The organism is Psychrobacter sp. TS_SC_6, from assembly GCF_056156305.1.
Genome location: NZ_CM149590.1, coordinates 356055 through 369449 on the forward strand (window position 1 = coordinate 356055; position 13395 = coordinate 369449).

Genomic DNA, 13395 nt, shown 5'->3' on the forward strand with positions numbered 1-13395 from the left:
ATAACATCAATTGATGTTACTAATAGAACCAGCCAGTGATTTAGCCTTCTAGATGGCAGATATAAAATTGCTTAAAAAGCGCATATTGATGATGTTTTTGTTAAGATAATTATGTTCCATAGGTTTTAGCAATCAACAGTCATGACGATACAGGCACTAACAAATTTGCTCCCAAGAAAGTTGTAAGTAAAGGTTACAACATAGCGTTATTTATTTGGATAATCTTGTTGCATAATAGTTTTTTGCTGTTAGCCTAATTAACCTTATAAAAGCAGATATTTTATCCAAATCTGTACGGCTCAAAATCTTCGCTAATGGATGAAAATTACAAACATAATCTGTGATTTAAACAACCCATTTATAAATTTTATAGTGGAGCCGTATTAGGTTTCTGCTGGTCACCCTTGGTTTGCACGCTATGATTGAAAACTGGACAAAAGAATTTATTATTCAGCGTTTGCTGGCAATTACGTTATTGGTCGTGCTGTTTGTGCTGTGTTTTCAGGTGGTGCAGTTTTTTATTGTACCGGCATTGTGGGCAGCGATTTTGGCGTATGTGACTTTTCCTATTTATAACTTTTTTCATCAAAGAGTCAGATTTAGCTCAAATTTTAGTGCAGCGATTATGACCGTCAGTATTACTTTGATGATAGGCGTGCCCTTGGTAGCCGGTATTTTTATCTTACAGCAAGAAGCATTAAGCCTGATCAGTAATTTGGTCTATCGTATTAAAGTGGGTTATCTGGACGTGCCTGACTCTGTCAAAGATTTGCCGATAATAGGACAGCAGGTCAAAGATGTGCTTTGGCGCATCAATAAAAATCCTGAAGGGACGCTAGAGGCTTTTCGTCTTTGGGTACAGTCGCATCTGTACTACGGAAAAATTGCCTTTGACGTCGTGTTCAGCAGTCTTGCCAAACTTGGTATGGCGCTTATGACGTTGTTCTTCTTTTATCGCGATGGCACCAGTTTGGTTCGCCAAATTCGACAAGCGCTGCGTAATATTATCGGTAATCGTATCGACGGTTATATTGACTCTGTCGGCACTACCACGCGTGCGGTGGTTTACGGTATCGGTCTGACAGCATTAGCACAGGCATTGCTTGCTGGTATCGGCTATTATTTTGCCAGTGCACCGAGTCCTATCTTAATGACGATTGTAACGTTTATCATTGCTCTCATTCCATTTGGTACGCCATTTGTTTGGGGCGGTGTCTCACTTTGGTTATTAAGCCAAGGGCATACGGTTGAAGGTATCGGCTTAGCACTGTGGGGTATTTTAGTGATTAGCTGGGTTGATAACCTTATCCGTCCGATCGTTATTAGTGGTGCGACCAAAATTCCTTTTATTATTATCTTCATTGGGGTATTGGGTGGTCTGACAGCTTTTGGTTTTGTTGGTTTATTTATTGGTCCTGTGGTACTAGCAATCGGACTTGCGGTATGGCGTGAATGGATATCACAGCATAAAAATGATCTGTTTGCCCAACAAGAAGAGCTGGATCAAGGTAAAAATTTGATTAAAGTGGATCAGCCGAGCCAGGACACACTTTTATAAGCGCTTTTATAGTAAAGCCATCATCTAGAGTGCTTAAAATTATATATAAGATTATCCATATTCAATGAGACGGTAGCGAATACGATGAAAAACAAGGTAGATACGATGAAAAATCTCACTATTGTGGCTGATAGTAATATCGCAAGCCTTGATGAGTTCTTTAATCCTGTAGCGCTGGGTCAAAATACTGAGCAACAGGTGCAGGTCATACGTGTTGCTGGTCGTGATATCAACGCACAATTAATGGCAGATGTGCAGCCTGACGTTTTGTTGATACGCTCTGTCACTTCAATAAATGAGTCACTATTAAGTGATAATAATAGCGTCAAATTCGTTGGTTCTGCGACCATTGGTACTGACCATGTCGATCAAGAATATTTGGCAGAACGCAATATTACCTTCGCCAATGCCGCTGGCTGTAGCAAGCATTCAGTCGCACAATACGTAGTGACTGCTATATTAACTTTACGTCCACAGTATTGGCAGCAATCCACAAAGCCATTAACATTAGGCATCATCGGACTTGGTAATATCGGTAGTACGCTAGCTCAGTATGCCAATGATTTAGGCTGGAAAATATTGGGTTATGACCCTTTGTTGGCCACATCCGATATCAATAATGCCAGTCTTGAGCAGGTATTGAGCCAAAGTGATGTGATTAGCTTGCATGTACCTTTAACGGATAAAAAAGATACGGATGCGCAAGGTGCAATTAGCAACAGCATTAGCATTAGCAATAATGTCAGCGACTATCCAACGCGTCATTTAATTAATGCAGAAACTTTGACACTCATGTCGCCGCATACTATGCTGATTAATAGTGCGCGCGGACCTGTGATTGATGCCGCTGCCCTCGAAGCCGATATCAATGCGACTGAACGCCAAGTGGTATTGGATGTGTTTGAACATGAGCCGCAGATTTCTGAGAGTTTGCTATCTAGGCTTGCTATTGGCACTCCGCATATTGCTGGTTATACCTTAGAAGGCAAGCTGCGTGGCACGCAAATTATTTATGATGCCTTGTGTGAAAAATTGGCAGTACTACCTGTATTATCGATGCATCAGTTACTATCACTCAATACTTATCTATGGTTTGAGTTAAAAGAACATCCAGACCGATTGCAAAAGTTTTATGATATTAGAAAAGACGATGCGGCATTAAGAGATAAAGTAACCAACGGTAAAGTTAAAGGGGTAGATTTTGATCAATTACGCCGTGATTACCATCTACGCCGTGAGTGGCAAGCACAAACAATCAGTGTGACTATTTAACTATTTGTTTTTATAATTTATGAGGCACTGTAACCAGTCATGAGTAAAGCCAATAATCAGCCTTTGTCTAAGCCGAGCTATGGCCCAACGATGACCCTTGCAATGGCGCAGCAGCGTGCGAAATTAATAAATGTCATTCGTCAGTTCTTTGCCACGCGTCAAGTATTAGAAGTGCAAACGCCGCTATTATCGCAAGCGGGCAATACCGATACCTTTTTGCAATCTGTAGCCGCACAGGTCACTTATCAAGACAAACTTTGTACTTATTATCTGCATACGTCACCTGAATTTGCCATGAAGCGTTTGCTTGCAAGCTGGCAGGTACCCATTTATCAAATCTGCCCAGTCTTTCGAGATAATGAGATCGGGACGCGGCACAATATCGAATTCACAATGCTTGAATGGTATCAGCCAAATTATAGTCTGGATGAGATGGCGGCTGAGCTTGGCGAGCTATTAGAGCTGCTCTATGGTCATCCGATAATCATGAGTCATTATCGCTACGTTGATGCTTTTATGGACTTTGTTGGTATTCATCCGCTGACCGCCAGTCTAGCAGCATTACAAGCCGTGGCAGAAGACAAAGGTCTGATAGGATTTGATTTTAATAGTGCAGAGAGCTGCGATAGCGAACAAGACCGTCGTCAAAGCTGGCTAGATTTATTGTTTAGCCATGCTGTTGAGCCAAATTTGGGGCATGATTTACCGACGTTGGTGATTGAATATCCGCCTGCGACAGCCGCATTGGCAAAAACCGCTCTTGATAAAGAGGGTAATACAGTCGCCAAACGTTTTGAGCTGTATATAAAAGGAATCGAGATTGCCAACGCTTATGATGAGCTAGCAGACGGGCAGGCGTTAAGAGGGCGGTTTGAGCAGGACAACCAATTGAGAGCGCGTCATAACTTGCCACAAATGCCTATTGATGAGCACTTAATAGCAGCGTCTGATGATTTGATACCTTGTAGCGGGATTGCGGTCGGTTTAGATAGGCTGCTGATGGTGCTGACAGGTGCAACGAGCTTAGAAGAAGCAATACCTTTCCCTAGTGGTTTGGCTTAGTCGCTCTTCGACAGACTTAACGTAGGCGCCACCTATAGTCAGGGAAAAGCAATATCGACACATAACGTGCTGCTCACATCGATTTTTCTTGCTTGCGGTGCCGTTGCTGTCAGAGGCTGCAAAAAATTTATACCAGCAGTACCGTAGCATTTTTAAGGTATTTTAACTCTAGGTAGTACGGGTAGCCACTATAATTTTGCAATAGCCTCAGCAATGTTTGTCTCACCATTATGCATACTAAATATGGTATTAATGCTATTGTCTGCATTAAGTACAGCAGCTAGCGTAGTTGCGACATCTTCGATTGAGTTCTCCCCGGAATTGTCATCATTTACCGTAATCTTGCCAGTAGCAGCTCGCTCTTCTAACGCCCCTGCTTGTACGATGGTGTAATCAAGACTGCTGTTATTAATCAACCACTGATCAGCGTAATGCTTACAGATATAGTATTCTTTTAAATTTTCAATATTTGGATTGTCCCATTTGCTGGTGTCTAATGAAAAGACGGTGCTTAGCATAATATAGCGTTTGATACCTTTATCTTGTACGGCTTGCATAGTCTTAACTGCCCCATGTAAATCTACTTCTAAGACGTCTTTGCCGCCAGACCCAGCAACGAAATACACAGCATCGATATCTTGATTAATTTGCTGTTGAATTGCATCCTTGTTCGCAGTGATATCCAAATCTAATTGGCTATAATTATTATCTTGAAATAATTTTTCTTCTTGACGGGTAGTGCCGATCACTTGATGGTTATCTGCTAATAGCTGTTTAACCAAATCACTGCCCACTCGACCACTTGCGCCAATTACTAAAATCTTCATAATTATTCCTGTTTTTATTTACGTTATCGTCGTTTGAAAAACGGACTTTTTTACACATCGAATATAGCGTAACAAGAAAAATCGGCACGCTTCGTTATGAAGCGTGCCGATTGCATAGTATTTGGTTATAGAGTGTATCCGATTTGCAAGGTGATAAAAGATACAAAACCAAAAATAAACTGTTTGGACTTAGCGTACTAACTTGTTTAGCCCATCAGCAAAGGCTTTTTTATCACGATCGCCATAAGGTTTTTGTCCGCTCATCTCTTGCAGCTCAAGCACGCCAGTACCACGCATGGTATCCATAAAATCGCGCATATTAAGCTTCTGCTTAATGTTATTTTTGTCATAGACCACGCCGCGTGTTGTCAGCACCATACCGCCTTTGTCTAAAATATCATTTGCCAAAGGGATGTCACTGGTAATCGCCAAATCACCCGCTTGAATCTGCTCAACGATATAATCATCGGCTTTGTCAAAGCCAGAGGGCACGACAGTCATCACCAGTAACGGCGATTTACGCAGTTTGATTGGCTGATTGGCGACAAATATCGCCATCGTTTGTGTGCGCTCAGCGGTCTTAATAATCAAGTCTTTGGCGATCAAAGGCACTGAATCTGCATCTACCCAAATCTGCATTATTTCTGAGCCTTTTCAGCTTTTATGTCGGCTGACTCAGTGATTTGCGGCTCATTATCATCATTGATTAAGTTTTTTTTATTTGCAGCATCAGCTTTTATGTCAGCAGTCGTTAAGTTATCTTCTGCCGTTACCGAATCATTGATGAGCGTTACCTTTTTATCAAGACCGACTTTATTAGGTAGTATGGCGACAAGCTTTGCCAATGCAGGCTCTAAGTCTGCGACATCGTTTGGCATTAAGGTAATATGGGCAATTTTACGGTCGTTACGCTCCGCTTTATGATAGCTGTGATAATGAACGCCATCAATATTGAGCACTTCGCTGATATCAGGATATTGCCCTAAGACATTAATCATAATTGCTGGATAGACGTTGTCAGTGTCGCCTAGTGGCAGATTAACCACAGCACGAATATGATTTTCAAATTGGCTGGTGACAGCACCCTCAATACTCCAATGACCAGAGTTATGCACGCGCGGCGCTATCTCGTTAGCAAGTAAAGTGTCATTGCCGCGAGCATCTTTGGTCACAAATAGCTCAAGTGCCATCACGCCAACGTAGCCCAAATGATTCATTACGTTGGTAATAGCATCGGTCGCTTGCGTAAATAAATGACTGGTACCAATAGCTGGCGCTTGGGTTTTGGCTAAAATACCTTGATGATGATGGTTTTCGACCAAATCATAACAGCGTACCTGACCGTTTTGACCTCGTGCGGCGATGATAGAAAGCTCACGACTGAAGTGAATAAAACCTTCTGCAATCAATGGCGCTGGCGTTTGCGTCAGCGTGCCTTTACCACTAACTGCATCTTTTAGCTCTTGCCAAGCGGCTTTGATATCACCGTCTTGTCTGATCACAAACTGACCTTTGCCATCATACCCGCCTCGGCTGGTTTTTAGGACAATAGGCAATCCAAGCTCATGACAAGCTTGCTGTAACTCCGTCTCTGAGCTAACAGACATAAAGGGTACTGTTGCGATATCAAGCGTATTAAACATCTGCTTTTCTTTTAGGCGATCTTGTGCGATATCTAGGGCAATCGTTGGCGGAAACATACCTTGTTTGCTGCCAGATTTTGATAAGCTTGCTAGTTGCTCAACGGTAGCAGTCGGAGTGTTTTCAAACTCTAAGGTAAAGACATCAGCCGCTTCGATAAAGGCGTCCAATTGCTCGCTGCTAAAAACGCGCCCATATAGACTGGCTGGACAGTCAGCGCTGTCTTCCAAAAACACACAGTGATAGCCCAATGGCATAGCCGCTTGTGCCAGCATCATGCCAAGCTGACCACCGCCTAAAATACCAATGGTGCGGATGGTTTGAGTAACAGGGTAAGCGTTCGCTATGGTCATGGCAGGCTCTTTGATTCAAATAAACAAGGGGTTAAATACTTCAATATATAAAAATATAAAGGCATAAGGGTATAAAAGTCTAACGAGTTAAAATAGGAAAAGGTGCATTGTATGCACCTTGTATTTAGTAAAACTTATCTAAAAATAAATATCAAGGAAACCCGCTTATATTTAAAATGAACGATAAATATAATAATTATTTTTCAGTCGCTTAACTTAAATACTAAGCATTAATGATACCGGGCGTTGGACTGGCAAGAATGATGTCAGTTTGCGCTTGACGCATATTGTCCAGCTTAGTCGCAATCGACTCATCATGTAATGCCAACACTTGAATCGCAAGCAGTGCAGCATTATAAGCGCCTGCTGAGCCAATGGCTAATGTGCCAACTGCCACGCCTTTGGGCATCTGAACGATAGACAGTAAGCTGTCCCAACCACTCAGCATAGAGGATTTTACAGGGACACCAAAGACAGGTAATGGCGTTTGACTGGCACACATACCAGGCAAATGAGCTGCTCCGCCAGCGCCAGCGATAATCACGTGCAAGCCATTACCTTTTGCGCTTTTGGCATAATCAAATAATCTGTCTGGCGTACGATGTGCTGAAACCACTTCACATTCAAAGGCGATATCAAAGTCTGCAAGCAATTGCGCTGCTGCACTCATGGTTGCCCAATCAGACTGCGAACCCATAATAATGCCAACTTTTGGTTGACCAACAGGGGAGGTGATAGGTGCGTTCTGATCAGTAGCTTTAACCGGCGCTGAGATGATGCTCATGCTTTGATATCCTCAAAAAGACCATCATACAAAAATTTTGCTGTATTCGTAAAGCCAAGTTTGCCCTTTAATGCCAAATCATGCATATAAAACATCATACATCTCAGAGATAGCCAAGTATCCGAGCCTCTTAATCATGATGATATTGTACAAAACGAATGGTCTTTAACGGTAAAGGCTGCTCACTATCGAGCTGATAACAGGTCAGATAACCGCTATCGACGGCTGCTGAATAATCGGTACAGACCACTTGTGAACTTAGCGGCTCAGGGTCACCCGTTAGCCAATAATGTCCGACAAATATAGGTTTGTGGGTTTTCAGAGTGAAGTCAATATTTTCAGCCAATACATCTTTAGGGATTTGTGCCAATGCCAATAAAGGTGCGCGCGCTACTTCATAAAGACTGCGTGTATTCAACTTATCAAGCCACCAGCGTACTCGTACGCGCGTACGCTTGGTGCCTTCTTTATCGACCATCACTAAGCCATTAGGCAGCGGCGTTTCAACGCCTTTTAACACGCGCTCTAATGCATCAAACGTTGCAGTACCTTCTCTAGAGGTTGCAATAAGCCCATGTGCTGTTAGGCAATTATTCTCTGTTAAGAATGGCTGTAGTATCGCCATACTATCGACATCCCAACAAGCATGCACAAAGCAGGCGTAGTCGGTTTCAAGCCACAAAGGAATCTCATATAAGCGCTGTAGCCAGTACTGATGGGCTTCTGAACCAAATGGCACTTCTGCCAAAAACGCCTCATGCTGGCGGGTATGTATCTCATTATGTGAGCGCAGATATTGACTGGTATCATCAGGATCGAGGGTGGCAAAGGCGAGAGCATTATATTCATGATTGCCCATCACCGCATCAGCGACATCAGCATCGAGCATAGCAAAAACGATTTCTAATGTCGCTACCTGCTGTGAGCCGCGATCAATCAAATCCCCAATAAATAGCGCACGATGACCGGCTGGCGGCACAAAGTACTGACCATTATGCATATAACCCAATTGCTGTAGCAACCCAACCAGTTTGTCTGCATAGCCATGAATATCGCCGATAACATCTATAATCATAATAAAGTTTCAAATCTTAAATACAAAAGGGCGTAAAAAGCGGTTTTGTGAAAATGATAGCCACTGTTGTCCGTGTTTTCCTGATTCGTTACTGTTATTTTCCGTCAAGTATTTTTAAAATCCAGGTGACAACAGCGCATTTAGGAAATGCGGCAGGACTTGCGGCTCTAGAACAATCGTGGCTATCACTCCAAACGCGCCGCCCCACATATGGGCCATATGATTGATGTTTGAGCCGCCGCGTTTATCAGAATAGATACTGTACGCGACATAGGCCACCGCAAATAAGATAGCGGGAATAGGAATGATCGCAAACAGATAGATTTTTTCCCAAGGAGCAAGCAATATAAACGCAAACAATACAGCGGAGACACCGCCTGATGCGCCAAGACTTAAATAGCTGGCACTTTGCTTGTGCTTAATATAACTTGGAATCATCGCAACAATAATAGCCAGTATATAAAAAAGCAAAAAGCCATAGCCAAACAAAAACTTTTGGTATAAGCCCTCAATGGCACGACCAAAAAAGTATAAAGTGAACATATTAAAAAGTAAGTGCATGCTATCAGCATGGATAAATCCATGAGTCACAAAGCGATCCCATTGACCATTGTTCACTGCTGGGGGATAAAAAATCAGTCGATTAAACACTGCTTTGTTTTGCCACGCCAATAGACTGACAATAACCGTAATAATAATGATAAGCGTCGTCTGGTTAAACAAAGAATAGTCCTTAGGTTGGGTCTGATAGATAGCAATGATAAGTAAGGCAATACTTATACCATAGGTTGTGTTGGTTATTGTCATCCAAATATGAATAATAAACAGTTACGTATTCATCTTAACAATAGTAGCAGCGATTATCATGCAAAAACCAATATGCGACAAAATTGTGCTTTAATGCTTGTTTATATTGAATAATATAACATCGTACGAGTGACAGTGAGTAATGCTTCGTATACTGACAGTAACGACTGATGCTATTACCAATCAAAATATATCGACTATATATGTAACATTAACGCTGACAGAGGCAGTAACTTATGAGTATCATCGATCAACTAGAGCAAACGGTGACCCCAGCTATATTGGGTAACAATGGTAGCGTCTCCCATGTCAGCTTATTGGAACAATTTTATGCGATTTTGGCATCGCGTTTGGCATTGCCACATATCTACTCACAGTTATTGCGTATTGATGCCACCGTTATCACTGAAAATGTCGCACAACCGCCATTATTTGAGCAACTTTGGCAAACCGCAAGCTTACGTCGGTTGATGATTCAGGAGCTGGCATCGACCCATCATATTGATGAGTTTACGACGATGCAGCTGCTGATAAATGCCACGCCATTGGCCTATCAAGAGTTAAAAATACTGGCAAATGGACAATTTTTGCCAGCCTTTTTGCAAGGTGAACAAGCCTCATTACGCCCTTATTTGCCGATATGGTCCGCACCTATCATTGGTGCGCCGCAGCATACTGATGATGAGCTGTTTCGGAGCCAGAGAGTATTGGCAGGGGCTGTGATACCAGCTGTTGCTTTAAATAATTACAAGCCCGCCGCTGTCGATATTATCGCTTCACCGAGTTTCACAGCAGAATCGCCGATACCAACTTTGGATGAGCGTCTCAGCACCGATTCGATTCATGTCAGTCCAGCAGAGCATTATTTGGCAGAAAATAGCAGCCTACGCCGAGAAAAAACACGTACCCGTAATCAACGTAATGACATGTTGCTATGGACATTTGTATTACTAGGGGCAGTGACCGCTATTGGACTTGTGTGGGCATTATTAATCAAGCCAAACGACACGCCGCCAGTAGAAGCTGCGGTGACAACGCCTGTTGTCGTGTCGCCTGTGATTGAACCGCCCGTACAAGTGGTAACGCCAATTGAGCTCATAGTTGGGGTGGATAACAATGGCAGTCTTTATACTTGTAGTGGGTCAGTGGGCGATGTCGCGCTACAAAGCCTATTACAACAGGCGCTCAATACTAGCTTTGGTGAGCAGGCAGGGATGTGTCAGTTAACAGTCAAAGAAGGCGTTGCAAGCAGCGTTGCCAATATGCCAATAGAGATATTACCTAATGTGCTGACATTATTGAGAGCAGCGCCGTTTGCGCGCTTACAATTACAGAATGATCGCATCACAGTAGAGGCGCCTGATGCTATGCAGCTACAGCGCTTAACGACAGATATGCGTACATTGCTACCATCGATGATGATTGAGAGTACTGCACCACTACCACTACCTAGCAACCCTAATGATATGAATAATGGTATCGTGGAGCAACAAGGTATGTCGACCAATAATTTTAATAATCAATTTGAGAATGCGCCTGCCAATAACAATGCTAATAATGTGGAATATCAAGCGCCAGACGATGAGACTAACGATAGTGTGATGCCAGCACCTGTCAGAAATAATAATACTAATAATTTTAATAGCGCGCCTTCAAGTTCAAATGGCTCTATTTCTTTATCTGAAGTTGACGACATGGCAAACAATGTCATTGTGGTTGAACCTGCTCAAGTCAGATGATAAGCCACCAATATTTTTAAAGACTGTGTAACGTTAAAAAGTGTCTTATATTTTATAAGGCACTTTTTTGTTTCCCATAATAATCAGTTTTTTAGGCAATATTTGATTGGTACTGTTCTAATATTGAGATTTAACGTTGAGCTGAATATATAGTTGAAATACTTTAAAGTCGCTACAGTATTGCTGGTGTAAATTTTTTGCAGCCTCTGTCTGCGTAGGCACAGCAAGCAAGAAAAATTTGCACCAGCAGTACGTGTTGTATCGATATTGCTTTTCACCGACTATAGATTCACAATTTTTACTTTATAGGCATCGTAGTTACGAGTAACAACTGAAATATTACCTATTGTAGCATTTGCACAACAGCGCGTTGATTGTGAACGCCTTCTTAATACTTTTATAATGACGAAAGCTGAATCTGGTCATTGCTCACTTTATGGCGTGGCTAGGTGTTATTTCAGACGATTAAATTTTAGATTACTACTGTTGTAGATTAGCACTAACATAATGCGCTTTTTTTTGAGTGCGTAAACGATATAAAACAAGCCACATAAAATAATGATGAATTGAGGAAGGATGCTATGGATATTATTAGTCATTTGACACGGACAGTCAGTCCAGCGGTACTTGGAGACGATTACAATCCTGTCAAGAAAAATTTACTTGAACAGTTTTATGCCATTTTTGCGGCCCGTCTAGCAGACAATCAGACCCATGACCGTTTTGCCAATGAAACGATTGCTCGTGATGATCAAGGTTTTTATGATCGTGTATGGACAGAAGACGCACATCGCGATCAAATCGCTCGCGAGCTTGCCGGTAAGCATAACGTCGATGTTGCGGCTGCTCGTGGCTTAATTGCTACGGCCGCACCGCTTGCTTATCATGAAATCAAAAGTTTGGCAGGTACGACGCCAGTACCGCAATTTTTAAACGAAAATATTGACAGTTATCAGCATCATATTCCTGTATGGGCAACGGCTGTATTGCCTGTTGGCGTGATTGCTGCTGCTCCTGTTTCTGCTGGTACGCATATATCAGATACTGGGAGCACCGCGCCGCTACAGCGCGAAGCAGAAAAAGATGGCAGCTTTATGAAGGCGCTGTTACCTATTATTGGATTGATTATTTTAGGGGCTTTAGCTTGGGCGCTACTAAGAGGCTGTCAAGATAAGCCTGAGCCGGTTGGCAAGCCTGTTGTGACAGAGCAGCAAGCCGCGGATAGTGATGGGCAGGCAGTTGCAGGTGATATTACACCAGCATCCTTGCGTATTGCTACTGGTGAAAACAGTGAGCTATATGCATGCCGTATGAATGTGGGTAATGACACGCTACAGAGCACTGTCATGACTGCGCTGACTGGCGTGTTTGGTGATGCCGCCAATAATTGCCGTGCAGATGTCGATGATAATTTCTCAATAGATATGCCAGCGACTGCGCAGCTTGCCACTATTTTACCTATTTTTAAAAATGTCCCAAATGCCAGTATGTTGGTCAAAGGCGATACCATTACGGTCAATGCTGCTGATACTGCCGCCTTAACCAAATTGGTATCTGATTTACAAGCTGCTGCGCCAGCGATGACAGTTATTGCAGAAGGTCCACTGAATGAGCAAACTGAGATTGCTGATAGCTTAACAGCGTCTGAGGCGGCAATGGATAACTTGGGTCAGAACCCAGATCCTCGTGATGTCGCTCGCGCCTTAAGTCTACAAGTGGTCAACTTTGAAGTAGATAAAGCGGTGATTCCTGACGTCAATAAACCGCTATTAGATCGCGCTGTGAAGCTAATGGAGCAAGTGCCCAATATGACACTGATGATTATTGGTCACACTGACAAAACAGCGGATGCTGCTTATAATCTAAAGCTATCAGAAGAGCGTGCGCAGGCTATGAAGGCGTATTTGGTCGCGCAAGGTGTTGATCCGAGTAAGCTTATGACCAAAGGTATGGGTGAGACTGATCCTATAGCGGACAATACGACAGACCAAGGTCGTTTCCGTAACCGCCGTATCGAGTTTGTGGTCTATGACGAAACGACTACGGCCAATGATGGCTTAGCGATTAATAGTGATGCGCTTGATCCAGACCTAAATCCATTAGACAGCGACAACGATGATTTAATGCCAGATGCTGATGATGCTAGCCGTGGTACGGCATTGGATCCAGCTGCAACCAATTAAGCGAAGCGTTAAGATACATTGAATTAAACTATAAATCAGAAAAACCGCATCTTAATCAAGGTGCGGTTTTTGTTTTGTCTGTTCTTCTATATTA

At 42.7% G+C, this 13395-nt stretch carries 11 protein-coding genes; 5 read left to right on the top strand and 6 right to left on the bottom strand.

The features are described 5' to 3' along the window. Window positions 1-418 precede the first annotated feature (418 nt). The 3 genes from AC0J5Y_RS01560 (at window position 419) to epmA (ending at window position 3892) form a co-directional block, all read left to right on the top strand. On the top strand, window positions 419-1558 hold the full coding sequence (locus tag AC0J5Y_RS01560; protein ID WP_181209503.1) for an AI-2E family transporter: 1140 nt from the start codon (window positions 419-421) through the stop codon (window positions 1556-1558). Window positions 1559-1663: 105 nt separating this feature from the next. Further along, complete coding sequence (locus tag AC0J5Y_RS01565; protein ID WP_475131226.1) at window positions 1664-2830, top strand: 4-phosphoerythronate dehydrogenase; 1167 nt, start codon at window positions 1664-1666, stop codon at window positions 2828-2830. Window positions 2831-2869: 39 nt separating this feature from the next. Then, entirely contained in the window at window positions 2870-3892 is a 1023-nt protein-coding gene (gene epmA, locus AC0J5Y_RS01570) for an EF-P lysine aminoacylase EpmA (protein WP_475131227.1), read from the top strand. Window positions 3893-4080: 188 nt separating this feature from the next. Here epmA and AC0J5Y_RS01575 read toward each other — a convergent pair whose 3' ends face one another. From AC0J5Y_RS01575 to AC0J5Y_RS01600, 6 genes are all read right to left on the bottom strand, one after another. Further along, the gene (locus tag AC0J5Y_RS01575; RefSeq protein WP_475131229.1) at window positions 4081-4719 is read right to left on the bottom strand and encodes an NAD(P)H-binding protein; all 639 of its coding nucleotides are present in this window, start codon (window positions 4717-4719) and stop codon (window positions 4081-4083) included. 189 nt (window positions 4720-4908) lie between these two features. After that, complete coding sequence (locus AC0J5Y_RS01580) at window positions 4909-5358, bottom strand: YaiI/YqxD family protein (protein ID WP_413518830.1); 450 nt, start codon at window positions 5356-5358, stop codon at window positions 4909-4911. After that, entirely contained in the window at window positions 5358-6713 is a 1356-nt protein-coding gene (locus AC0J5Y_RS01585) for a 5-(carboxyamino)imidazole ribonucleotide synthase (RefSeq protein WP_475131230.1), read from the bottom strand. Before AC0J5Y_RS01585 ends, AC0J5Y_RS01580 begins: the two co-directional genes overlap by 1 nt. Before the next feature lie 223 nt (window positions 6714-6936). Continuing rightward, complete coding sequence (gene purE, locus AC0J5Y_RS01590; RefSeq protein WP_475131231.1) at window positions 6937-7497, bottom strand: 5-(carboxyamino)imidazole ribonucleotide mutase; 561 nt, start codon at window positions 7495-7497, stop codon at window positions 6937-6939. A 130-nt stretch (window positions 7498-7627) separates the two neighbouring features. After that, on the bottom strand, window positions 7628-8572 hold the full coding sequence (locus AC0J5Y_RS01595; protein WP_475131232.1) for a metallophosphoesterase: 945 nt from the start codon (window positions 8570-8572) through the stop codon (window positions 7628-7630). Window positions 8573-8686: 114 nt separating this feature from the next. Next, window positions 8687-9295, bottom strand: a complete 609-nt coding sequence (locus AC0J5Y_RS01600) for a rhomboid family intramembrane serine protease (protein WP_475131233.1) — start codon at window positions 9293-9295, stop codon at window positions 8687-8689. Window positions 9296-9615: 320 nt separating this feature from the next. On the opposite strand from AC0J5Y_RS01600, the gene AC0J5Y_RS01605 reads away from it, so the two are divergent. Both AC0J5Y_RS01605 and AC0J5Y_RS01610 read left to right on the top strand, forming a co-directional pair. Further along, window positions 9616-11118, top strand: a complete 1503-nt coding sequence (locus AC0J5Y_RS01605; RefSeq protein WP_475131234.1) for a hypothetical protein — start codon at window positions 9616-9618, stop codon at window positions 11116-11118. Between the two features lie 581 nt (window positions 11119-11699). Then, a complete protein-coding gene (locus tag AC0J5Y_RS01610; RefSeq protein ID WP_475131235.1) occupies window positions 11700-13301 on the top strand; it encodes an OmpA family protein in 1602 nt (533 codons plus the stop codon). The last annotated feature ends 94 nt before the right edge of the window (window positions 13302-13395 follow it).

Coding starts and splice junctions, on each gene's coding strand:
- AC0J5Y_RS01560 (WP_181209503.1), top strand. CDS start 419: ATGATTGAAAACTGGACAAAAGAATTTATTATTCAGCGTTTGCTGGCA.
- AC0J5Y_RS01565 (WP_475131226.1), top strand. CDS start 1,664: ATGAAAAATCTCACTATTGTGGCTGATAGTAATATCGCAAGCCTTGAT.
- epmA (WP_475131227.1), top strand. CDS start 2,870: ATGAGTAAAGCCAATAATCAGCCTTTGTCTAAGCCGAGCTATGGCCCA.
- AC0J5Y_RS01575 (WP_475131229.1), bottom strand. CDS start 4,719: ATGAAGATTTTAGTAATTGGCGCAAGTGGTCGAGTGGGCAGTGATTTG.
- AC0J5Y_RS01580 (WP_413518830.1), bottom strand. CDS start 5,358: ATGCAGATTTGGGTAGATGCAGATTCAGTGCCTTTGATCGCCAAAGAC.
- AC0J5Y_RS01585 (WP_475131230.1), bottom strand. CDS start 6,713: ATGACCATAGCGAACGCTTACCCTGTTACTCAAACCATCCGCACCATT.
- purE (WP_475131231.1), bottom strand. CDS start 7,497: ATGAGCATCATCTCAGCGCCGGTTAAAGCTACTGATCAGAACGCACCT.
- AC0J5Y_RS01595 (WP_475131232.1), bottom strand. CDS start 8,572: ATGATTATAGATGTTATCGGCGATATTCATGGCTATGCAGACAAACTG.
- AC0J5Y_RS01605 (WP_475131234.1), top strand. CDS start 9,616: ATGAGTATCATCGATCAACTAGAGCAAACGGTGACCCCAGCTATATTG.
- AC0J5Y_RS01610 (WP_475131235.1), top strand. CDS start 11,700: ATGGATATTATTAGTCATTTGACACGGACAGTCAGTCCAGCGGTACTT.